Raw genomic sequence first — 22,601 nt, forward strand, 5'->3', positions numbered from 1 at the left:
GGGTGGGCTACGGTGTTCGGGCAGCGCCGCCGTCGCGCGGCACCGGCCTTTGCCGTCTGTTTGCGTCTATTTGAGTTTTTGCAATTCTTCGTCGGGGAGAGAGTAGCTGTGCTTCTCGTGGACGAAGGTGGCGATCAGGGCGAAGAAGGTAACGGCGATCACCAGTACGGTGATCAGGCCGAGCACGGCCGGTTGGTCGGCGAAGGTGAAGACGGCGCTGGCGCCTTCGTAGGTGCTGATGCTCATGCGGATACTCCCGTTGATGTGGCGCGCCGCCGTGGGGCGGCGCACCGGTAGGCCATCAGGCCGGTTTGTTTTCGACGATCAGGGTGGTGCTTTCGAAGCGGGCGACCGGGGCGTTGCCGTGCATGGCGTCCCACTCCGGGTAGGCCTGGGCCGGAACCTCGGTGAGGTCCAGACCGCGTTCTTCCGCGTGCTTGGGCACCCGCAGCAGGTCGAACTTCTTCAGTGCATAGGAGATCAGGTAGCCGGGGATGAAACCCAGGGCCGCCATCACCAGGGCGCCGCCCAGTTGGCCGAGGAAGCTGATTTCCGGCAGGCCGTTCATGTTCGGATAGCCGGCGAGGAAGATGCCGCTGATCACCAGCCCGGCGAAGCCGCTGAAGCCGTGCACGGCAAAGGCGCCCACTGCGTCATCCAGGCGGAACTTGAGCAGCAGGTTGTTGACCAGCGGCGCGGCGGCGGAGACGCCCATGGCGATCAGGTAGGCCAGGCCGGGGTGGTAGAGGTCAAGGCCGGGTGCCACCGAGATGATGCCGACCAGGCCGCCGGACATCATCCAGTAGGGTTCGCGGGTGGTCAGGTAGGCGCCGATCAGACCGCCAGCGAAACCCATCAGGGTATTGAAGGAGAAGGCCGAGAGGTTGGTCGGCTGGCCGTAGATGTTGATCCACTGGGCGCCGGAGTTGTAGATGATGCAGCCGCCGAGGAAGCCGAAGAAGCCGACGATGATCAGCATCAGGCCGACCACGCTCATCGGCATGCTGTGGCCGACGATCGGGTTGACCGAGCCATCCGGGTTGAAGCGGCCGATGCGCGCACCGAGGTTGATCACCACGGCCAGGGCGAAGAAGCCGGAGATCATGTGCACCACGCCAGCGGCGCCGACATCATGGTAGCCCCACTTGACGGTCAGCCAGCCTTCCGGGTGCCAGCCCCAGGCCGCGGCGAGCAGCCAGAGCACGCCACCGAGGACCATGGTGAGGATCAGGAATGCACTGATCCGCGCCCGTTCGATGATCGCCCCGGAGAGGATCGAACCGGTGGTCGCGGCGAACAGTGCGAAGGCGCCCCAGAAGATACCGGTGGCGTTGTCCTCGATGTTCGGACCCATCGACTGGCTCCATGGCATCGCGCCCATCAGGGCGTCCATGCGCGGCACCAGGCCATCCGGGAAGGCGTTGTAGACGGCCCAGCCGATCAGGAATACCACCGGTACGATAAAGCCGAAGGCGAGAATGTTCTTCACCCCGGCGGCCAGGGCGTTCTTCAAGCGTGATGCGCCGATCTCGTAGGAGAGAAAGCCGGCGTGGATCAGAATCATCAAGGCCGTACACCACCAATAGAACATTTCCATGTTCAGGGTGTTGGTCATTTCTATTAGAGCCTGCAGTTCTTCAAGTGTCGGTGTTTGCTGGTCTTCCATCGCTGAATCCTCGGTGCGGTTAGCTGGAATGGGTCATCGGCAGATCGAATCGAACGTTCTTCGTGAGCATTTTTTATTTATTTTCGCTCATAAAAAATTCCCATTAAGAAAAGCAAAGCCTGTGCCAGAATGCCTTTTCCGGCTGTATTGGCGCTTCCCTTCTATTGAAATCCATGTGTTGCGCAGGGCATTCGTGTGATTGCGCATGGCCATCAGACGTGGGTGCTGCAGTGGGGCTGGCAAACACCGGGAAAAATGCCCTGATTCTGCTCAATCGCGCTTTTTCACGCCTGAATTTGGGTCATGCTGCAACATGGACTGGATCTGCTGCACCGATTCCTGGGTGCGCCGCGCCAGGTTGCGCACTTCATCGGCGACCACCGCGAAACCACGGCCCTGCTCACCGGCGCGGGCGGCCTCGATGGCGGCATTCAGGGCCAGCAGGTTGGTCTGTTCGGCGATGGACTTGATCACCCCGGCAACCTGGGCGATCTGCCCATAGGTGGACTGGATACTGGCCTGTTCGCGCAGGTGCATTTCGGCGGCTGCCTTCTCGTCGCTGATATCGCGCACCGCGCCGGTGACGTGTATCAGCACGCCCCGCTCGTCGTGCAGGCAGCGGCCGCGTTCGCGGAACCAGATTTCGCCGCGGGTCTTGTGACGCATGCGGTATTCCACGGCATAGGAACCATCGCCGCTGGCATCGCTCATCGCGGCGCCGAAGACCTGCATGACGTTCTTCACATCGTCCGGGTTGACCACGGCGAAGAAGCTGTCCCAGCCATCGGGGAATTCTTCGCGGTTGTAGTCGATCAATGCGCGGAACTGGTCCGACCAGCGGATCAGGTTCTGCGGGTGGTCGGGATCGCCGTCGATCACGTTCATGTCCCAGCAGCCTTCGGTCAGGGTGCGCTTGGTCAGTTCCCAGACCTGCCGTTCCGTGTGCCAGTGCTGCTGTTGCGCCTGCAGGTCGGCCAGTTGTCGCTGATTGTCGAACAGTTCGTGTTGCAACTGCTGGTAGCGATTATCGCTGCCGTCCAGGCGCTGGCGCAGGCTGGCGTATTCCTCGGCGCTGCAGGGCGGCGGCGGGGTGGCCTCGGTTTCGCGGCGAAAGTGCTGTTGCTGTTGCCAGTGCTGCAGTAGCTGCTCGAGTTCGCCGAGCAATTGCGGGTGCTGTTGCAGACCGGGCAGGCGCCGGGGTTCCGCTGGCTGCCCGGCGAGCAGTTGCCGGCACCATTGGACGAGTTCATTCGAGAGGTTGCGTGAAGCGTTGCCGAACCACATGGCGAGGTTCTCCGCAGATGGAGGTGCGGGTTGTCTAGCAATTCTCTTTCCAGAAACCTGGAAGACGGGGAAGAGCGCCATAGGCTGGACGAAGGAGCGTCGTGTGTTTTTCGTCCAGCCTATGGCCTCCAGCGCTTCTGTCTGCTCTCAGGCCCTGACCCTGCTCTTGTCCGGATCGTAGGCCACGGTGCCGCTGGCCACGGTCGCGCCGATGCGTTTCTGCTGGCCGTCCAGCTTGCCGATCTCGACCCGTGTGCCCGCTTCGCAGTAGCCGACATCCAGCCGGCACAGGGCGATGTTCTTGCCCAGCAGCGGCGAGTGGGTGGCGCTGGTGATCACCCCGACCTGGGCGCGGCCGACGTGCACGCAGTCGCCATGGGCGGCCGGTTCGTTGCCTTCCAGCTCCAGGCCGACCAGCCGCTGCATCGGGTGTTCCTTGCGCCGCAGCAGTGCCTCGCGGCCAATGAAGTCGTCCTGCTTGCTCTTCAGCGGCACGCAGAAGCCGATGCCGGCCTCGAACGGGTCGGTCTGGTCGCTGAATTCGTAGCCGGCGAAGATCAGCCCGGCCTCGATGCGCAGCATGTCCAGGGCGTGCAGGCCGAGCGGCACCAGGCCAAGCGGCTCGCCCAGTTGCCACAGGCGTTGCCAGACTTTCATCGCGTCATCCGGATGGCACCAGATTTCGTAGCCCAGTTCGCCGGTGTAGCCCGTGCGGGAAACCATCAGCGGGCAACCGTTGTAATCGTCCAGGCGGCCGACCAGGAAGCGGAACCAGCCCAGCTCGGTGAGGGCCGGCTGGGTGCCGGGCGTCCAGATCATCTGCGCCAGCAGTTCACGGCTTTTCGGTCCCTGTACGGCGATATTGTGCATCTGCTCGGATGCCGACTTGATCCACACCTTCATGCCCAGTTTCGCCGCCTGTTCGCGTAGCCAGATGCCGGCGTAGTCTTCGCCGCAGATCCAGCGGAAGGTGTCCGGCCCGAGGCGCAGCAGGGTGCCATCGTCGAGCATGCCGCCATGCTCGTAGCACATGGCGCTATAGACCACCTGGCCGACCGCCAGCTTGCGCACGTCGCGGGTCAGGCAGTAGTTGAGCAGGGCTTCGGCGTCGGGGCCGATGACCTCGAATTTGCGCAGTGCGGTGAGATCCATCGCCGCCACCCGTTCACGGCAGCCATAGTATTCCGCGAGGGTGCCATAGCCATCGAAATGGCTCGGGGTCCACCAGCCACGGTAGTCGATGAAGTGGCGGGTGAGGGCGGAGGTGCCGGCGTGGAAGCCGCTTTCGCGGGTCAGCACCGGGTCGGCATCGGGGGTTTTTCGAGTGGCCATGGCGAGACTGAAGCGCTCCTTTTCGGAATACACGCGGATATGGATGTCGGTGGGCTGCCAGCCGTTGGCCGGGTCGATATCGTCCGGGCAGGAACTGCTGGCGCACACCAGGTCGGTCATGGCGCGCAGCAGCACGTAGTCGCCGGGGCGCGACCAAGGCTCGTCGAGGGTCAGTTGCTGGTGCGCGTCGATACCGGTGTTGAAGAAGAAGTTGATCGCTGGCCAGCCCGGGCGACCGCGCACGCCGTATTTCTCCAGGGCGCGGCTGATGTTGTCGCTGCAATTGGCATGGCCGAAATAGCCTTGCGATTCGTAGTAGCGCGCGGTGCAGGCGAGGGCGAAGGTGTCGTGGCGGCCGACGGTGTCGCGTACCACTTCCAGCATCGGCTGCATATCGCGGTCGAAGAATTTGCTGAACAGACCGGGGCCGGGGTAGGCGTTGCCGTTCAGGGTGCGGGTGACGGTGGGGTCGAGGTCGATCTCGCGCCCGCTGTCCAGGCCACGGCGATCGAAGGCGACGAAGTCCGAGCATTGCCGTCCGGCAACGTCGATCACCTGGATATATTGGCCGGCGGCGACGCTGTAGTCGCGCGCGCTGCCCGGATGGATGGTGAACTCGTCGATCACTTCGCCGAGCGCTGCCGGCAGGGTCGGCAGCAGCAGGCTGCCGGGATTGGCGCGATGGATCGACAGGCGCAGTTCGCTGGCGCGCAACTGGCTGTCCACGGGTGTGCGGCTACCGGGGGCGGCGACCACCACCAGTAGCGCGGCCTGGGCCGTCAGGCTGCGGCTGAAGCCGGCGGGCGTGATGGCCGACCACAGGCGGGCGGCCTCCGGCAGGTGCCCGCAGTCGATGCCGCGCTTGCCCAGCCCGAGGCGTACATGGCGTGCCTCTTCGTCATTGCTGGCCAGCAGCCGGGCGATGAAGTCGGCCCCGGCCTGGCCCAGCAGGTCGAGGGCGGCCAGCGCTTCGCGGCCATCCGCGGCGAAAGCCAGTAGCTCGGCGGGCTGATCGCCTTCGACATCGACCACCTCCAGCCGGTCATCGGGCTCCAGCGCCACCACGGTCAAGCCGCCTGGGGCGACGCGATGGTGCTCCAGCCCAGGCGCGCGGGCGAACAGCGCCGGCTCCCTGGGCCGTGAAATCACGGGTGTGCGCATGCAAGGTTCCTTTTCTAGTTGTTCGCGATAGTGGCTTTCGGGGAGGCGCGACTGGAAGCTGGAAGTGGGATTTCTGTACGCCATGCGGACAAATGTCTTCCAGCCTCCAGCCTCCAGCCTCCAGCCTCGGGCCTATGGCTTGCCCCTGCTCATCCCACCGCCTTGATGCCGGCCTGCGGCGTTTCGGCAAGGTAGGCCTCCAGCGAATCATCCAGCGCCTCCAGCCAATTGGTGTGGTGCGGGGTGGCCAGGGTGCCGGTCATCAGCGAGCGGTGGCACTTGTTGCGGTAGCCCATGATGTCTTCGTACTTGTCGTGCTTCCATTCGAGGAAGGTACGGTTCACCTCGGAGATATTGAAGCTCGGGTAATCGGTGGCTTCGATCAACTGGCGGATGTATTCACCCTGGAATTCGAACATCTGCTGGGCGTTTTCCAGGGTTTCCTCTTCCTGCCGCCATGCCAGGTCTTCTGCGTGCATATGCGCATCGTCCGGCAGGGCGATACGCCCGAGGATCACGTCGCGGGCATACCAGGCCTGGGCGTCGAACATGTTGAAGCTGTACCACTGGTCCTGCATGCCGAGGTAGATCAGTTTCGGGTTGTCTTCCCAGAAGATGCCCTTGTAGAGGTTCAGCGGCCACAGGCGGTTGTCGGTCTTGAGGCGCAGTTCTTCGATCAGGAACGGGAAGTGGTGCTTGTAGCCCGTGCACAGGATGATGGCGTCGACATGCTTGCTGCTGCCGTCGGCGAAATACGCGGTGTTGCCGGAGACACTTTGCAGCAGGGGTTTTTCTTCCCAGTTTTCCGGCCACTTGTAGCCCATCGGCTCGTTGCGGTAGCAACTGGTGATCGAGCGGGCACCGTATTTGTAGCACTGCGAGCCGATGTCCTCGGCGGAATAGCTGGCGCCGACCACCAGTACGTCCTTGCCCTTGAATTCCAGTGCGTCGCGGAAGTCGTGGGCATGCAGGACGCGCCCGGCGAAACGCTCGAAGCCTTCGAAGTAAGGCACGTTGGGCGTGGAGAAGTGGCCGCTGGCGACCACCACGTAGTCGAACTGCTCGGTGCTGGTCAGGTCACGGTCGTAACTGTGCACGGTGACGTTGAACTTGCCGATGGCCTCGTCATAAGTCACGTTGCGTACAGCGGTGTTGAACTGGATGTACTTGCGCACCCCGGCTTTTTCCACGCGCCCTTTGATGTAGTCCCAGAGTACCTCGCGCGGCGGGTAGGAGCCCATCGGCCGGCCGAAATGCTCGTCGAAGGTGTAGTCGGCGAACTCCAGGCATTCCTTCGGTCCGTTGGACCAGAGGTAGCGGTACATGCTGCCGTGTACCGGCTCGCCGTGTTCGTCCAGGCCGGTGCGCCAAGTGTAGTTCCACATGCCGCCCCAGTCGCTCTGTTTCTCGTAGCAGACCAGCTCGGGAATTTCCGCGCCTTGGGCGGCGGCGGACTGGAAGGCGCGTAGCTGGGCCAGGCCGCAGGGGCCGGCACCGATGATGGCAATGCGTGTGGTCATGTTGTTCTCCTCACTGTGCGGTTACTTATGGGAATTAAAATTTCCTTGTGGGAATTACCATTGCGGATCGGCCACGACACTGCAATTCGGACTGAAGGAATACTCCCTTGGGGGTAGCAGGGGTGGCGATGCTCCGGGAGGAGGCAGGGGAAGCCTTGGCTTGGTGCGCTTTTCCTGTTTCCTGATGATAAAAAATCTTTCTTTCCGGTGTTTTCCAGGGCTGCGCCGAAAGGGCATGGAACTTGCTGTCTGCAGCAAGCGAATCAAACCGGCTGGACGGAGGGCGGATGTATCAATTGCTGCTGCGCACCTTTCTGTTCGAGCGCCGCCGTACGCTTCCTTCGTGCAGCCAGCGGTTGCTGGAATTGCCGCTGCGCCTGTTGCAACAGGCCGGTAGCGATACGCCGCTGCTGGAGCTGCTGCCATTGCTGCGGGAGACACTGGGGGCCGAAGCGGTGACCCTGCTGCTGCCGCAAGCGAATACCGTGGGTTGGCGTCGGCTGGGGCCGGGCATCGAGTGCGGTTGCCTGAGGCCTGGTGGCGAGTCGCCGATGCCGGGGGCGGTGCAACTGTGCCGTGGCTGCCTGGCGCAGGGCCGTTTCCGTGCCGTTGGCGGGCTGCAGGTGGAGGAGGGCCGCCCGGCGCTGCTGCTGGCGGACTTCGCGCGCCAGCCCGACTCCAGCCAGCATGCGGCCTTGCGCGATATCACCCGCCAGCTTGGCGAGGTCTTGCATGCCTTCGCCGAGGAGCGTCGCTCGCGGCGTCGCGAGCTGGACGCCGAACGCGGGGTGCTGGCGCGCGAGCTGCATGATTCGGTGGCGCAACAGCTCGGCTACCTGCAGATCCGCAGTTGCCGCCTGCAGGCGGTGCTCGACGATCCGCGGCAGCGCCAGGAAGCCGGGGCGATGCTCGATGACTTGCGCAACACCCTGCAGGTCCTGCATCGGCAGGTGCGCGAGTTGATCAGCAGCGCGCGCCTGACCATGGATGGCCGTAGCCTGCGCCAGGCGCTGGAGGCCTCGGTGGAGGAGTTTTCGCGCTGCAGCCGCTGTGTCTTCAGCCTCGACAATCGCCTGCCGGCCAACCAGTTGCCGGCGGACGGCGAATTGCAGGTACTGCAGATCGTCCGTGAGGCGCTGGCCAACGTGGTACGCCATTCCCACGCCCGCCAGGTGTGGATCAGCCTGTTGCCGGTCGGCGACGGCGTGGAGGTCGAGGTGCGTGACGACGGTGTCGGCCTGCCAGCGCAACTGCCGCCGACCGGCCACTTCGGCCTGCGCATCATGCAGGAGCGCGCCGCCGCGATCGGCGCCGAATTGACCATAGGCCCCGCTGCCAGTGGTGGCACTTGCGTGCGTTTGCGCTGGGGCCGCCCGTGAGCGGGCCGTTGCGACTGCTACTGATCGACGACCACCCGCTGCTGCGCCGCGGGCTGGTCGAACTGTTCGAGGCCAGTGGCCAGTTCCGCGTGGTCGGCAGTGTTTCCAGCGGCGGCGAGGGCATCGAACTGGCGCGGCGACTGCAACCGGACATGATCCTGCTCGACCTGCACATGCCCGGGCTCGACGGCCTGGCCACCCTCGATGCGCTCAAGCGCAGCCAGCCGCAGTGCCGGGTCATGGTGCTGACCGCCTCCGCGGCCCGTGATGACCTGCTCGCGGCCCTGCGCGCCGGCGCCGATGGCTACCTGCTCAAGGACAGCGAGCCGGAAAGCCTGCTGGCGGCGGTATGCGCCTGCGCCAGCGGGCAGCACCTGCTCGACCCGACCCTGACCGCGCTGCTCGCCAACAGCCTGCGCGAGCGTGAGGTCGCCAGCGAGGTCGCCCATGTCGAACTCACCGAGCGCGAGCGGCAAACCCTGGCGCTGATCGCCGAGGGTTTCAGCAACAAGCTGATCGCCCGCCAGTTGGGCATCAGCGAGGGCACGGTGAAAATCTACGTCAAGCACCTGCTGAGCAAGCTCAACCTGCGCTCGCGCCTGGAGCTGGCTGCCTGGGCGCATCGCAGCGGGCGTTCCGACGGCCCCCCTGGAGAGACGCAATGAAACTGATCCAGGCCTGCCGCAGGCTGTTCTCGCTGCAACCCGCGGACGAGGATTTCGACGACCTGCCGCTGGCGCTGTTGTTTCTCGATGCCGGTGGCTGGATACGGCGCGCCAACCGCGGCTGGCGGGAACTGAGTGGTTATCGCGCCGACGAATGCCTGCGCCGCGAGCTTGGCGAGTTTCTCCATATCGAGGACCGGCCACTCTGGCTGCGGGGGTTGCAGGCCCTGCGCGACGGCCAGCCACAATGGAGCGGTAGCCTGCGCTGCCTGAGCAGTTGCGGTGAACTGCGCTGGGTGGAACTGCGCCTGGGGCGGCGCGCCTCCGGCCTGGTCGCGAGCCTGCTCGACATCAGCCCCCAGGTGCCGCAACGCCAGCAGTTGCAGGCCCACCATCGCAGCCTGAGCAACCTGCTCGATGGCTTGCCGATGATGGTCTACCGTTGCCGTAACAACCGTCACTGGAGCATGGAGTACGTCAGCGCCGGTTGCCGCGAGCTGACCGGCTACACCCCCGAGCAACTGATCGACAGCCATAGATTGAACTTCAACAGCCTTATCCATCCACAGGATCGCGAGCGCGTCTGGCGCACGGTGCAGGATGGCTTGCGCGGCAGGCGCCCGTTCGCCTTCGACTACCGCCTGGTGTGTGCCGACGGCAGCGAGAAGCAGGTCAGCGAGCGTGGCTGCGGTATCTACTCCGACCTGGGCGAAGTGCTGGGGCTGGAGGGTGTGGTGATGGACGCTCCGGCCAATGCCGGGGCAAAGGAGGCAATGGTCGAACTATATGGTGTAGGGGCGGCGGCACCCGCGAAGCTTTCATAGCCAGTACCGCCGACTCCCCGGGCCCGGGGAGTCGGGCTCATGCCCGCTACCTGGACACGGTTCAACTGGCGGCGAGCGGAACCAGCGGCCAGGCCAGAGGGATCACCACAATGGCCACCAGCCACATCAGAATATTGAGGGGGATGCCGACGCGCATGAAGTCGCTGAAACGGTAGCCGCCGGCGTTGTAGACGAAGGTGTTGGTCTGGTAGCCGATGGGGGTGGCGAAGCTGGCGCTGGCGGCGAACATCACGGCGGCGACGAAGGCTCGCGGGTCGATGCCCAGGTGGGCGGCGATGCCGATGGCGATGGGGGTCATCAATACGCCAACGGCATTGTTCGACAGCACCTCGGTGATGACTGACGTGAACAGGTAGAGCGCCGACAGGATGAACAACGGCCCGGCCCAGGGTACCTGGGCCATCAGGTAGGTGACGATGATGCTCACCAGGCCGACCTTTTCCATGGCGATGCTGATGGCCAGCATGCCGAAGATCAGGCTGAGGATCCTCCAGTCGATAGCCTTGTAGGCGTCCTCCATATCCAGGCAGCCGCTGGCCACCACCACCCCGGCGGCGATGATCGCCAGCCCCTCGATGGGCATCACGCCGAACGCCGCCAGGAGCATCACCGAGGCCAGGGCGAGCAGGGCGATCGGCGCTTTCTCGCGGCGGTAGGCGCGCTCCTGCACGGTATTGAGGCTGATCAGGTCGCCGTTGTCGGCGAAGCGCTTGATCTGCCCTGGCGTGCCTTCCACCAGCAATACATCGCCGAACTGCAACTGGAAGTCGTCCAGGTTGCCTTGCACGTTCTCGTCCTGGCGGTGCACGGCCAACACCATGATGCCGTAGCGTGCCTGCAGGTCGAGGTCGCGCATGGGGCGGTGGATATAGCGCGAGTTGCGCCCGACGATGGCTTCCACCAGCAGGGTGTCCTTGTTGCTGATGGTCTCGAAATCCTCGCCGCGATTGAACGCCAGCTTGCCGCCGGCGCGCAGTTCCACCACATCCCTGACCTGACCATGCAACAGCAGCAGGTCGCCGCTTTGCAGGCGGGTATCCCGCGAGGGCGCATTGACGCTTTCCTGGTCGCGCACCAACTTCAGCACCTGCAACCCACTGTCGCCGTTCAGGCGTGCCTCGGCGAGGCTCAGGCCGATCATCGGCGAATCGTGCGGCACCAGCAGTTCGCTCATGAAGTTGCGTTCCAGGTTCGGGCGCAGCTTCTGCGACAGGCTCTCGCGGTCGGGCAGCAGGCGCTGGCCGATGGTCAGCAGGTAGATCACGCCCACGGCGGCGAAGGCCATGCCGGGCAGGGTGATCTCGAACATGCCGAACGGTTCCATGCCGGCCTTGCGCGCCACGCCGTCGACCAGGATGTTGGTCGAGGTGCCGACCATGGTCATGGTGCCGCCGAGAATGGTGATATAGGACAGCGGGATCAGCACCTTGGACGAGGCCATGCCGGCGCGGCGGGCGAGGGCGATGGCCACCGGGGTTAGGATGATGACCACCGGGGTGTTGTTGAGAAAGGGCGAGATGGCCAGGGTGGTCACCGTCAGGCCGATCAGTACCCGGGTCGGATTGCTGCCGACGACGCCGCCGAGCCAGGTGGCCAGGGTGTCGATGCAGCCGGTGCGCTCCAGCGCCGCCGACAGTACGAACATACAGGCGATAGTGGCCGGGGCCGGGTTGGACAGGACGCTGAGGACTTCGTGGGGCGTGAGCAACTGGCTGACCAGCAGGGCTGCCACGGCGATGCCCGCGACCAGGTCCGGTGTCCACTTCTCGCGGACGAAAGCGAACAGTACCCAGCCCATCAGGCAGGCGACGAAAATCAACGGCAGGTCATCGCCGAACGGCATTGGGTGTCCTTAGCAGCGCGCGAATCTCGTGTGAGGTATCGGCATTCCGGAACCCGGCTGCCGCGCAAGGCGCGCACGATAATGGCATTTGCCCCGGTGCGTCTAAGATCGTTTTATAAGGTTCATATGTCTTGTGGTTATTTGCCGGTGGCGGGACATGAGAGCCTGGCCAGGCCCTCGCGAGCCAGCACCGGCAAGGCGCAACGACCAACGGGAGTGACCTCCGGAGGTCGGCCCGACGGGGCGCGCAGCGAGTCAAGCGGGGTTTACAAGGGCTAATGGGCATGACTCGCCACTCGCTTCGCTCGACCCTGCGGGGGGGTACTGAAGGGCATTAGCCACAAGCGGCTTGCCGAGCCTGTTTTTAACGCGGCAGGGCCGGCGCGCAGCGGATCGTGAGTGGATTCTGAGGCAGTCGTCCCGCTCCCCCAGTCTTATCCCGAACCATGGAACCGCTTGCCTTCGGCAGGTGCTTAAGCGCGATAGCGCACCGACGCCACGGGCATGGGCTGTCACCGTCTTCTGGCCGGAACCTGGCAATTTCGCGAGGTCCGGAGTGTTTCCAGAGGTCAGTATGAACAAGCCCAATGATCGCCCCACTGCCAAGAGCCCGGAAAAGGCTGCTGCCGACTCCCGCAAGACGGATTCGAATGGCCGTGCACAACCCGCCTCCAGCATTGACCCGCAGTCGCGGGAGGTGCGCAAGGATGTCGCCAAAGAGCCACTGCGCTCAGTCGGGGGCGATGGCCGGGGCGTGAGTCAGGAGTCGAAGAAATCATGAACATCTCCAGCCCCGGTAGCCGTCCCTGCAAATTGCTGCTCGCCTCCGGTATTGCCCTGGCGATCGCCATGATGACTACCGGAGCCATGGCCGGAGAGGTCACGGATGCGCGCCAGGAAAGCCAGATCTGGACGGCCTACAGCTTGAGTCCCTATCTGCATGCCAACGATCTCACGGTGTCGGTGGCGAATGGCAAGGCCACCCTGGCCGGTACGGTCGAGGAAGACGTGAGCAAGGAGCTGGCCCGGGAGATTGCCATGGGGGTCGATGGCATCACCGAGGTCGATAATACGATCGTGATCCAGCCCGATTACGTTCCCGCGCAAGCTTCGGCGAACAGTACCTTCGTCAATACCATCGAAGATGCCAGCATTACCGCCGCCATCAAGTCGAAACTGCTGTGGAGCAAGAATGCCGATGGCATGTCCAGCAAGGTCGAGACCAAGGCCGGCCGGGTGACGCTCAGTGGCACGGTCGCAAGTGCGGCGGACAGGGATTTCGCCGGGCGACTGGCGGCCAATACCCGCGGGGTTTCGACGGTGAACAATCAGCTCGAGGTCGACGCGAAGAAAACCACGGGCGCCGCCAATGGCAAGGGCACTGACAAGCAGGCCGGCACGGAAATCGCCGACAGCTGGATCACCACCAAGGTGAAATCCACGCTGCTTTACTCCAGCAACGTCAGTGGTTCGGACATCGAGGTCAACACCAGCAAGGGCATCGTCACCCTGCGCGGCAAGGTCGGCAATGGCAGCGAACAGGCCCTGGCCATCGAGCTGGCGCAGAACGTGCGTGGCGTGAAGAGTGTCCAGGCGAAGGAACTGACGTTCTAGTGCCGCGCCAATGATCGAGAGCCGCGCGGGATAACGCGGCACTGCGCAGGATGCGCCGCGCACCTGAGCCCTCGCGGCGCAGTGTGCGATGCCGTACAGATGAGCGCTGCGATCGAGGTCATTCTGCTGGCAGGTAGAGCCTCGAGTACGGATTCAACGCCTGCCAGACCCATCCATTCATATCGCATGAGTTCGTGCACGGTCTTGCGTATGCGCGAGCCGGCGAGCGGACACTGAGGAGAACCCCATGACCCTGGGCACAATATTGTTGATAGTGCTGATCCTGTTGCTGATCGGAGCCATTCCCGCCTGGCCGCATAGCCGTAGCTGGGGCTATTTGCCCAGTGGCGGCCTGGGCCTGGTGCTGATCGTCCTGCTGATACTGGTGGCGCTCGGGAAGCTATGAGGGTATCCGGCCCCGGCCCTGGGCGAGCGCGTCGGGGGCCGGGAGCCTGACGTCTGTGCCGCGCGCATCAGTGGTGGTGAGCCGTGAGTCGGCCAGTACGGCCATGTTGGTGTCCTTGAGTCCATAGCTGAAGGCCGCAATGACCTCCTGGGCGATGGCTGTCTCCTGTTCGCTGTGGGTTTCCGCGACCAGGACGATATCGCGGTGGGTGATGCCATCCAGGACCATCACGGGAAACCGCCCCTGGTGCTGGCCGACTCCGGCCGTGGCGCCGATCACCGAACCCAGGAATGCACCGAGGAATGCCCCCGCGCCCATCAGCATGAAGGGGGCGAGCAACGGGCTGGCAGCGGACAGTTGCTCATTCGCCAGGACCAGGCCGCCCTGCACCAGCGCGCCGAGCACGGCGCCGCCGATCGCGCCGATCGCGGCATTGACCAGTATGTCCTTGAGTACCCCGTTGCTTTCCGCCTGAGGGTGCGTTGCGAACGACGCCTCGGTGCCCACTGCGACTATGCACAACTGTTCCAGCCGCAGGCCGCGCCTGATGAGGTGGGACAAGGTGTTCTCGGCAGGTTCCCGTTTGGCGAAGAAGCCCGAGACGTTGTGGCGATAGCCGTTCATGGAATTCTCCTGGACAGGGGCCGCATCAGAGCGGTAAGGCGTAAGCCTGGCAGCACCTCCTGTGCGGCGTCTGTGCGGCCTCGTACGGAGCGCGGCGGTTACTCCGGCTGGACCTCCCCGGCGGATATGTGCGCAGGCGTACAGACCGGTATTCCTTTCGCGATCAAGCTGGCAATGCGCGAACCCGCGCAAAATCCATATGAAGGGCATCACCATGGACCTGAAAACATTGTTCCTCGCCGCGCTGTTCGCCGGCAGCAGCCTCGTCATTAGCGGGTGCTCACATCCCGGACATCAGCAGAGTAGCAGCGAAGTCGTCTCCGACCTTGCCATCACCACCAAGGTCAAGTCCGCACTGTTGCTGGAAGATGACCTCAACTCGTTCGATATCAAGGTCAAGACCTTCAATGGCACGGTGCAACTGACCGGCTTCGTCGATTCCCAGTGGCAGATCGACAAGGCACTGCAGGTCACCCGGGGCGTCGCGGGTGTGCGCAAGGTGAAGAACGACCTGATCCACAAGCCGGCCCTGTAGTTCTTCGCCGGCCATCCTGCTGCCGGTGCGTGCTCGGCTGTAGGGGCCGCCGTGCGCACCGGGGCTGGCGGCGTCGATCGTTCAGGTACGCGCCACGCAGCCTGCGAGAGGCCGCCGCGATCCACAGTGGTGCTTCGCCCGCACATTCGCCACTGTGCGGCGGGCGCATCAGTGGGCCAGTGGGTTGCCGTGCACCGGGAACAGCCTGGCGTAATCCTCTATCAGGGCGTCGTAGCATTCACAGGCCACCGCCTTCAGCCCCTGGCGGTCGAGGATGGTGATTTCGCCGCGGCTGTAGCGGATCAGGCGCCGCTGCTGCAGCGTACCCGCGGCGATGGTCACGCCGCTGCGGCGTACGCCGAGCATATCGGCGAGGAATTCATGGGTGAGATGGAGGTTGTCTGCATGGGCGCGGTCATGGGTCATCAGCAGCCAGCGCGCGAGGCGCGGCTCGAGCTCATGGAAATGGCTGCAGGCGGCATTCTGCGCCAGTTGCACCATCAGCACGTAGAGGTAGCGCTTGAGGGCGCGCAGCAGGCGAGGGCAGTCGGGCAGTGCCTGGCGCAATCGCCGGGCACTGATCCGCAGTGCGCTCCCCGTACCCTGCACCACCGCGTGGGTGGGAGCGCTGGCGATATCAAGCGCCAGGGTTGCACCGAGCATGCCCTCGTTGCCGATCAGCCCCAGCTCCAGCGGCTGGTGCCCCTCCAGCGTGGTGACCAGCGAGATGAAGCCGGTAAGCGGAAAGTACAGGGAGCGCAAGGGCTGGTCGGCTTCACAGAGAACACTGCCGAACAGCATCTGCACCGGCTCGCAGTGCTGCAGGATTCGCTTGCGTTCGGTATGCGGCAAACGGGCGAGCAGGAGGTTGACGATGGGTGCCGGGGCTGTGCTTGACATTCACGGGGTCCAGGGCACGGAGCAAGCCAGTACCTGGCGCGAGAAAGGTGCCGCTCGGTCTCGTCTGCGCAGTGTGATGCCCCCGCCGGGAATGATCTGTTCGTTACAGCACGCAGCATCGCGGGCTTGCGACGAAACGTCGGCAGAGCCTGTACCTCGGGAGCAGGCTGCTCTACAGGTGGGGCCTGTCGACAGGCTTCAGTTATCCTCGTTCACCGGAGCATAGGGCAGCAGGCGATCGGTTTCCTTCCTGACCACGGCGTAGCATTCGCAACTCAACCGTTCGAGCCCGCACCGATCCAGCACGGTGATATGCCCACGGTTGTATTCGATGACGCCGAGCTTCTGCAACTTCCCGGCCGCCTCGGTCACCCCCTCGCGGCGCACGCCGAGCATATTGGCGATCAGTTCCTGAGTCATGATCAACTGGTTGCCGGGCAGGCGATCCAACGACAGCAGCAACCAGCGGCACAACTGCTGGTCGATCGAATGATGGCGATTGCAGACAGCCGTCTGCGCCATCTGGGTGATGAGGGCCTGGGTATAGCGGAGCATCAGCACCAGCAGTTCGCCGTGGCGGTTGAATTCATCCTTGAGGTGTTGCGCTGGCAGCCGATAGGCATGCCCACCGCTCTGCACGACCGCACGGCTCGGGGTACTTTCCCCGCCCATGAACAGGGCCACGCCGACCAGCCCTTCATTGCCGACCACCGAAATCTCCGCCGAAGCGCCACTTTCCATCACATAGATCAACGAGACGATCGAATTGGTCGGGAAATAGACGTGGCGCATGGTCCCGCCCGACTCGTACAGCACCTTGCCGAGTGGTAGCGGCACCGACTCCAGGTGGGGAAACAGGCGCTGTTGCACCTCGGCCGGCAAGGCTGCCAGCAAGTGGTTCTGTTGGGGCGTATATCTCTCGGACATCTCAGCCCTCCCGACTATGGCTAGTGCTCCTGGCCGTAGCAGAATACACCGATAGCCCGGTAGCTCTGTCAGATATCGAACATAAGGTATGGCTTGCCCGCCAGGTCCCTGCCTGGCTACCAGGGTCTGCTGACGTTTCGTCGCCAGACGCGCGTTGTCGCGAGAAATTCCTCCCGGTCAGGCCACGCCCATTCCCGACGAGCTTGCGGCATTCACTCCATCCCTGGAACTTGCGCAGGAGGCTGGCAATGGTCGCTCCCTTGCCAAGTCCTGCAACGACAGCGAGGCTATTTCTCGCACGACCCGAAGGCCGGGCCTGTTGTTACACGAGGCTGCGTTACTCGATGGCCCATTTGGCCCACCACAAAAACGCCAGGAGCGTTTTTGAGCGTAAGCCCCGAAGGGGGAAGCGCATGGATGCGCTGAGCAAATTTCGCATCTCGCGCCCTGCCTCGTGCAAAAACTGGCTTCGGCGCGGTCGCGACGAAACGTCAACAGCCCCTAGAACCTGAGATGCCTGGGCGGAAGGCCTTCGTGGCCAGGCTCGTGCTCGGTAGTGATCCAGAGGCCGGCGCGATTCGATTCATCGACAGCCATGGGCGCTGGAGCAGGCTGCGCATTGATCGGTGCATGCGGAGCGTTTGCCTGGTCGATAACGGCCAGTGACAGGGTGATGAAGCCCAGAGCGATAGCGAACCCTGGCAGGTAAGCGAGTGCGAGTCTGTCCATAACGACCTCTGCATATATCCAATACCCCAAGGGCTGGGGCAGGCACGATGGCAGCTCGGCGATGGCGGGTCTGTACGCTGTCGTACCCTGTGATGCGGACGAGCCGGGGGATGCGTGCGGCGATGGTTCGGAGAAGTTCGCCATGGATTGCCGGCGATAAAAAGGACCACCGCACCCCCCGTTTCCGAGGGTTGCGCAGTGATCCGTCAACGATGCCTGCCGCATCGACATCGGCTTGGCATCGCATGCCCTTGCCTCGTGGGCCTTCCTCCCCATCTAGCCTTGAGCCTCCAGCGCTTTTTTCCGGCTTTGGGGCTACTGCTCCTCGCTGGAGGGCGATCCGGGTATCCGCAGCAACAGCGCCAGGCCAGCTATCGCAGAAAACACGGAGGCCGCGAAGATACCCAGTTTCGCGCTGTCGACCAGGTTTTCGGAGAAAGCCAGGTTGGCGATGAACAACGCCATGGTGAAGCCGATGCCCGCCAACAGGCCGCCACCGATGACCAGCGGCCAGCCCAGGTCTGGCGGGCGTATGGCGATACCTGAACGCACCGCCAGCCAACTGAAGCTCAGCACGCCGATCGGCTTGCCGAGCGCGAAGCCGATGAACACGGCCAGCGTCACCGAATTGCCGATATCGTCCATGCTCAACGGCAGGCCGGCGTTGGCGAAAGCGAACAGCGGCATGATGACGAAACCGACCCAGGGGTGCAGGGCAAGCTCCAGCCGCTCCACCGGGGACAGCGTTTCGCGCGCGGCGGTTTCGGCGGCCAGTAGAGTCTTGCGATCCTTGGTGTCACCGCTTCTTTCATCCCCGCTGGGGTGCGCGACGACCTGGTCGAGAATGGCGTACAGACGCTCGTCGCTGACCCAGCGTCGCGCTGGCGTCATCAGGCCAAGCACCACCCCGGTGATCGTCGCGTGTATGCCGGAGGCATCCACCGCGATCCAGACCAGCCCGCCAGCCAGAAAGTAGAGGGCAAAGCCGCGGATACCGGCCAACGACATGCCGCGGACGATTGCCACGCCACCTGCCGCCAGCGCCAGCATGCTCCAGGAAATATTCTCGCTGTAGCCAATGGCCACGACGAGAATGGCACCGATGTCATCGACGATCGCCAGTGAAAGCATGAACACGCGCAGGCTCTGCGGGATCCGCGTGCCCAGCAGCGCCAGGCAGCCGATGACGAAGGCGGTATCGGTCGCCATCACCGTGCCCCAGCCATGCTCGCCGGGTTGCCCCTGTTGCAGCATCCAGTACAGCAGCGCGGGCACCACCATGCCGCCGAGGGCCGCCGAAATCGACAGCGCCGCCATGCGCGGGTTGTTCAACTCGCCGAGCACCAGCTCGCGCTTCAGTTCCAGGGCGACGAGGAAGAAAAACAACGTCATCAGACCGTCGTTGATCCAGCCCTTCAGCGAGCGCATGTACTCCAGCGAACCGATGTGAAAACCGCTGCGGGTTTCCCAGATGGCCAGGAACGGCTCCGCCCATGGCGAGTTCGAAAGGACCAGGGCAGCAATGGTGAACAGCAGCAGAACGCCAGCGGCGGCGGCTTCGATATGCAGGAAGCGGGAGAAAGGCCTGGCCAGCCGATCGGCCGGCACCTTGGGGAGCCGGGTAGGCGCTCTATGGGGTTGCCGCTGTTTATTCATGGAGATCTTGCAACACTTCGACGATGTCCTGCGGACAGAACTTCAAGTGTGTATGGATCGTAATGGACATGTCTGTACGGTAACCAACATAGACCCGAACGCACGTCACCGTATGCGGCTTTGAAGGTGGTGGGCCCACACGGACTCGAACCGTGGACCAAAGGATTATGAGTCCTCTGCTCTAACCAACTGAGCTATAGGCCCTCAGTGGAAGCGCGCATTATAACGGTGAGTTATAGTCAGGCCAAGCCGTCTCGTGAGTTAATCGAGGAGAATGTAATCGTTTTCGAAATGGATCGGACGGTGCGGGCCCGGAGTCAGGTGGATGTGACTGCCGTTGACATAGTCCAGGGGGAGGCAGTCATCGACATCGATGATGGCGTCCGTGTGGGGTTTTGCCCATAGCTGGGGTATCTGCTGTTTGCCGCGTCGCTTGGCTTCTGCGGCATCTCTGGCGACGACCGGAAGGTAGCGGTGGGATTCGCCGAATTCCTCCGGCAGGTAACCACCCAGGTTGATCAGGAACAACTTGGGCTCGCCTGCGGCAGGCAGGCTGTCGCTGAACTCCAGGCGGTAGCCGTCGATTCCATCGACCTGCATCCAGGCGTCTATGTGCAGCCCCTGGGGGCTGCCGAACCAGTGCTGGCGAAGTTGTTCGTGGGTGTCTGCCAGGCAGGCACCGGTGGCGATGACGATGTCGTGGACTTCGATGCTGGCGCGAGGATGCTTGCCGCCGAGCAGGACGATAAAGAGCTGTTTCATCACTAGGGTTCTTTGCCGCGGATGGCAAGAAATTGCCGGGGCAATTTCTTGCGTTGCGTAGCGACGGTCCACAGGGTGGCGCCAGGGATGGCAGGTCAAAAACCCCCGGCATTGGCCGGGGGTCCAGGGTCACTCGTCGAGGAAGGAGCGCAGGTGCTCGCTTCGTGTCGGGTGGCGCAGTTTGCGCAGGGCCTTGGCTTCGATCTGGCGAATCCGCTCACGGGTGACGTCGAATTGCTTGCCGACCTCTTCCAGGGTGTGATCGGTGTTCATGTCGATGCCGAAGCGCATGCGCAGGACCTTGGCTTCGCGGGCGGTGAGGCCGGAAAGCACTTCGCGAGTGGCTTCCTTGAGGCTTTCCACCGTGGCAACGTCGATTGGCGACTGCATGGCCGAGTCCTCGATGAAATCACCCAGGTGCGAGTCTTCGTCGTCACCGATGGGGGTTTCCATGGAGATCGGTTCCTTGGCGATCTTCAATACCTTGCGGATCTTGTCCTCTGGCATTTCCATGCGTTCGCCGAGTTCTTCCGGCGTCGGCTCGCGGCCCATTTCCTGCAGCATCTGGCGGGAGATGCGGTTGAGCTTGTTGATCGTCTCGATCATGTGCACCGGAATGCGGATGGTGCGCGCCTGGTCCGCGATGGAGCGGGTGATCGCCTGGCGAATCCACCAGGTGGCGTAGGTCGAGAACTTGTAGCCGCGACGGTATTCGAACTTGTCCACTGCCTTCATCAGGCCGATGTTGCCTTCCTGGATCAGGTCGAGGAATTGCAGGCCGCGGTTGGTGTACTTCTTGGCGATGGAGATGACCAGGCGCAGGTTGGCCTCGACCATTTCCTTCTTGGCACGACGGGCCTTGGCCTCGCCGATGGACATGCGGCGGTTGATGTCCTTGATTTCAGCGATGGTGAGCTGGTTTTCCTGCTCCAGGGCGATCAGCTTCTGCTGGCAGTTGCGGATTTCCTCCTGGCGATTACCGATGGCTTCGGCGTATTTGCTCTTGCCGCTGGCCAGGGATGCGGTCCATTCCAGATTGGACTCGTTGCCGGGGAACAGGCGCAGGAAGTCGGCGCGTGGCATGCGTGCATCGCGGACGCACAGTTGCATGATGGCGCGTTCCTGGGCGCGGACCTGGTTGAGCGCTTCGCGTACCCGGTCGACGAGGGCGTCGTACTGCTTGGGTACGAGCTTGATCGGCATGAACAGGATGGCGAGGGCCTGCAGCTCCTCGATGGCCTGGGCATGGCCACGGCCATGCTTCTTCAGGACCTTGAGCGCTTTTTCCAGTTGCTCGGCGACTGCACCGAAGCGTTGGCGGGCGATCTCCGGATCGGGCCCGCCATCGCCTTCTTCTTCTTCGCTGTCGGAGTCGTCTTCCTCGTCGTCTTCCTTGTCATCGGCCGCTTTGGCTGCGGCAGCCGGTACGACGGGGTCGGCTTCCGGCGGGGCGCCCGCGGCACCGTCATCGTCAGGGTCGATGTAACCGCTGAGGATGTCGGACAGGCGACCGCCTTCGGTCGTCACGCGCTCGTAGTCCGCGAGAATGCCGCTTACCGTCCCCGGGAAGTGGGCGATGGCGCCCATGACTTCGCGGATGCCTTCTTCGATGCGTTTGGCGATTTCGATCTCGCCTTCCCGGGTCAGCAGTTCCACGGTACCCATTTCGCGCATGTACATGCGCACTGGGTCCGTGGTACGACCGATGTCGGTCTCGACGGCGGCCAATGCGGCGGCGGCCTCTTCGGCCGCCGCTTCATCGGTGTCGGCTTCGGCCAACAACAGGGCATCGGCATCCGGGGCGACCTCGAATACATTGATCCCCATGTCGTTGATCATGCGGATGATATCTTCCACCTGTTCCGGGTCGGAAATATCCTCCGGCAGGTGATCGTTGACCTCCGCGTAAGTCAGGTAGCCCTGCTCGCGACCACGCTGGATCAACTCTTTCAGACGAGACTGCTGTTGCGCTTTTCCGGACATATAACCCTATCCACTCATGGTTCTGGCGGGCTGAAAACAAGCCGAGGATTATACCTCAGGCAGGCACTTCTTCGCCAGTTCGGCAGGCTCGTGAATAAGGGCCCGCCCGTGTTGAAAATCGTTCCTAAATGCGCGTTTGTGCGACATCCGTGTGTCTTTGTGCTGGTGTGGTCATGCTCCGTTCGCGGCTGCCGGGCGATCCGGAAAAGCGATACCTGGCCTCATGGGGCGCGATTGAGCAGGTTGCGCAGTTGATCTTTTTCTTCGGTATTAAGTTCACCCTGGCGCGCCTTGCGGAGCAGGTTTTCCAGGTGGCGTTCGCGTTGTCTGGTCGCAAGGCTGGTTATGGTGTCGAAAAACTGTTGTTCAAGGTTTTCGCTGGAAATCAGCCATTCCTTTTCCGCCAGGGCACGCAGTAGCCGGCCCTGTTCGGTCCCGTGCCAGCGCGCGATCAGTTGCAGGCTGCGCAGGTTGGGGCTTTTCTGCAATGTGCCGAGCAGGGCGACCAGCAACTGGGCATAGGTGTCGTCTTCGCCAGCGAAGTGGCTGGCGTCTTCCACGCGTTGCGCCAGTTGCGGATGGTGCAGCAGAGTGCGCAGGGCGGTCAGGGTCGGCGGTTCGACGCTGGTCGCTGTCCGTGGCTGGCGGGGCGGACGCTCTTCGCGACGGGAGGGTTTGCCGCGCTCCGCTTTCCAGTCCTTGTTCCTGTCGCTCTTGCGGGCCGGGGCATCGCCCTGCCAGTGGGTGTCCTCATGGAGGAACGGTGGGGC

19 protein-coding genes, 1 tRNA gene and 1 pseudogene are annotated in these 22,601 nt (G+C 63.4%); 7 read left to right on the forward strand and 14 right to left on the reverse strand.

From position 1 onward, the window contains the following. Positions 1 to 66: 66 nt before the first annotated feature. The 5 genes from DNJ95_RS18125 to DNJ95_RS18145 form a co-directional block, all read right to left on the reverse strand. Entirely contained in the window at positions 67 to 246 is a 180-nt protein-coding gene (locus tag DNJ95_RS18125) for a hypothetical protein (protein WP_131186124.1), read from the reverse strand. Positions 247 to 301: 55 nt separating this feature from the next. Then, a complete protein-coding gene (locus tag DNJ95_RS18130) occupies positions 302 to 1,666 on the reverse strand; it encodes an ammonium transporter (protein WP_131186125.1) in 1,365 nt (454 codons plus the stop codon). 270 nt (positions 1,667 to 1,936) lie between these two features. After that, positions 1,937 to 2,950, reverse strand: a complete 1,014-nt coding sequence (locus tag DNJ95_RS19725; RefSeq protein ID WP_131186126.1) for a methyl-accepting chemotaxis protein — start codon at positions 2,948 to 2,950, stop codon at positions 1,937 to 1,939. Positions 2,951 to 3,097: 147 nt separating this feature from the next. Continuing rightward, a complete protein-coding gene (locus DNJ95_RS18140) occupies positions 3,098 to 5,443 on the reverse strand; it encodes a trimethylamine N-oxide demethylase (RefSeq protein ID WP_131186127.1) in 2,346 nt (781 codons plus the stop codon). Between the two features lie 149 nt (positions 5,444 to 5,592). Further along, the gene (locus DNJ95_RS18145) at positions 5,593 to 6,963 is read right to left on the reverse strand and encodes an NAD(P)-binding domain-containing protein (RefSeq protein WP_131186128.1); all 1,371 of its coding nucleotides are present in this window, start codon (positions 6,961 to 6,963) and stop codon (positions 5,593 to 5,595) included. A gap of 287 nt (positions 6,964 to 7,250) precedes the next feature. On the opposite strand from DNJ95_RS18145, the gene DNJ95_RS18150 reads away from it, so the two are divergent. Genes DNJ95_RS18150 through DNJ95_RS18160 form a run of 3 tightly spaced genes read left to right on the forward strand, consistent with a single transcriptional unit; the run spans position 7,251 to position 9,831 of the window. Further along, positions 7,251 to 8,342, forward strand: a complete 1,092-nt coding sequence (locus DNJ95_RS18150) for an ATP-binding protein (RefSeq protein ID WP_131186129.1) — start codon at positions 7,251 to 7,253, stop codon at positions 8,340 to 8,342. Then, positions 8,339 to 9,007, forward strand: a complete 669-nt coding sequence (narL, locus tag DNJ95_RS18155) for a two-component system response regulator NarL (RefSeq protein ID WP_207388773.1) — start codon at positions 8,339 to 8,341, stop codon at positions 9,005 to 9,007. Before DNJ95_RS18150 ends, narL begins: the two co-directional genes overlap by 4 nt. Continuing rightward, positions 9,004 to 9,831 carry a PAS domain-containing protein gene (locus tag DNJ95_RS18160; RefSeq protein WP_131186130.1) on the forward strand — a complete coding sequence of 276 codons (828 nt, stop codon included), beginning with the start codon at positions 9,004 to 9,006 and terminating at the stop codon, positions 9,829 to 9,831. Before narL ends, DNJ95_RS18160 begins: the two co-directional genes overlap by 4 nt. 61 nt (positions 9,832 to 9,892) lie before the next feature. On the opposite strand, the gene DNJ95_RS18165 is transcribed toward DNJ95_RS18160, so the two are convergent. Further along, the gene (locus tag DNJ95_RS18165) at positions 9,893 to 11,695 is read right to left on the reverse strand and encodes an SLC13 family permease (RefSeq protein ID WP_131186131.1); all 1,803 of its coding nucleotides are present in this window, start codon (positions 11,693 to 11,695) and stop codon (positions 9,893 to 9,895) included. A gap of 574 nt (positions 11,696 to 12,269) precedes the next feature. Here DNJ95_RS18165 and DNJ95_RS18170 point away from each other — a divergent pair. The 3 genes from DNJ95_RS18170 to DNJ95_RS18180 all read left to right on the forward strand — a co-directional run bounded on the left by DNJ95_RS18170 (position 12,270) and on the right by DNJ95_RS18180 (position 13,715). After that, the gene (locus tag DNJ95_RS18170; RefSeq protein ID WP_131186132.1) at positions 12,270 to 12,476 is read left to right on the forward strand and encodes a hypothetical protein; all 207 of its coding nucleotides are present in this window, start codon (positions 12,270 to 12,272) and stop codon (positions 12,474 to 12,476) included. After that, complete coding sequence (locus DNJ95_RS18175; RefSeq protein WP_131186133.1) at positions 12,473 to 13,309, forward strand: BON domain-containing protein; 837 nt, start codon at positions 12,473 to 12,475, stop codon at positions 13,307 to 13,309. Before DNJ95_RS18170 ends, DNJ95_RS18175 begins: the two co-directional genes overlap by 4 nt. 247 nt (positions 13,310 to 13,556) lie before the next feature. Beyond that, entirely contained in the window at positions 13,557 to 13,715 is a 159-nt protein-coding gene (locus tag DNJ95_RS18180) for a DUF3309 family protein (RefSeq protein WP_131186134.1), read from the forward strand. Here the strand turns inward: DNJ95_RS18180 and DNJ95_RS18185 are convergent. Beyond that, positions 13,710 to 14,339, reverse strand: coding sequence for a hypothetical protein (locus DNJ95_RS18185; protein ID WP_181953411.1), 630 nt, complete (start codon positions 14,337 to 14,339; stop codon positions 13,710 to 13,712). The two genes, DNJ95_RS18180 and DNJ95_RS18185, sit on opposite strands and share 6 nt — an antisense overlap. Positions 14,340 to 14,553: 214 nt before the next feature. On the opposite strand from DNJ95_RS18185, the gene DNJ95_RS18190 reads away from it, so the two are divergent. After that, the gene (locus tag DNJ95_RS18190) at positions 14,554 to 14,874 is read left to right on the forward strand and encodes a BON domain-containing protein (RefSeq protein WP_131186135.1); all 321 of its coding nucleotides are present in this window, start codon (positions 14,554 to 14,556) and stop codon (positions 14,872 to 14,874) included. A gap of 168 nt (positions 14,875 to 15,042) precedes the next feature. Here the strand turns inward: DNJ95_RS18190 and DNJ95_RS18195 are convergent, their stop codons facing one another. The 7 genes and pseudogenes from DNJ95_RS18195 to DNJ95_RS18230 all read right to left on the reverse strand — a co-directional run. Next, positions 15,043 to 15,774, reverse strand: coding sequence for a Crp/Fnr family transcriptional regulator (locus tag DNJ95_RS18195; protein ID WP_131186136.1), 732 nt, complete (start codon positions 15,772 to 15,774; stop codon positions 15,043 to 15,045). Between the two features lie 198 nt (positions 15,775 to 15,972). Further along, on the reverse strand, positions 15,973 to 16,701 hold the full coding sequence (locus DNJ95_RS18200) for a Crp/Fnr family transcriptional regulator (RefSeq protein ID WP_131186137.1): 729 nt from the start codon (positions 16,699 to 16,701) through the stop codon (positions 15,973 to 15,975). Positions 16,702 to 17,745: 1,044 nt separating this feature from the next. Then, the gene (gene nhaA, locus DNJ95_RS18205; RefSeq protein WP_131186138.1) at positions 17,746 to 19,086 is read right to left on the reverse strand and encodes a Na+/H+ antiporter NhaA; all 1,341 of its coding nucleotides are present in this window, start codon (positions 19,084 to 19,086) and stop codon (positions 17,746 to 17,748) included. 127 nt (positions 19,087 to 19,213) lie between these two features. Further along, positions 19,214 to 19,290: transfer RNA gene (locus tag DNJ95_RS18210), tRNA-Ile, on the reverse strand. A 57-nt stretch (positions 19,291 to 19,347) separates the two neighbouring features. After that, positions 19,348 to 19,848, reverse strand: a complete 501-nt coding sequence (locus DNJ95_RS18215) for a DUF1543 domain-containing protein (protein WP_131186139.1) — start codon at positions 19,846 to 19,848, stop codon at positions 19,348 to 19,350. Positions 19,849 to 19,977: 129 nt separating this feature from the next. Beyond that, positions 19,978 to 21,831 carry an RNA polymerase sigma factor RpoD gene (rpoD, locus tag DNJ95_RS18220; protein WP_131186140.1) on the reverse strand — a complete coding sequence of 618 codons (1,854 nt, stop codon included), beginning with the start codon at positions 21,829 to 21,831 and terminating at the stop codon, positions 19,978 to 19,980. A 221-nt stretch (positions 21,832 to 22,052) separates the two neighbouring features. Then, positions 22,053 to 22,601, reverse strand: a pseudogene (locus DNJ95_RS18230) (DNA primase); the annotation flags it as partial.

It is taken from the genome of Stutzerimonas kirkiae (assembly GCF_004327335.1).
In the GTDB taxonomy this organism is placed as follows: Bacteria; Pseudomonadota; Gammaproteobacteria; order Pseudomonadales; family Pseudomonadaceae; genus Stutzerimonas; species Stutzerimonas kirkiae.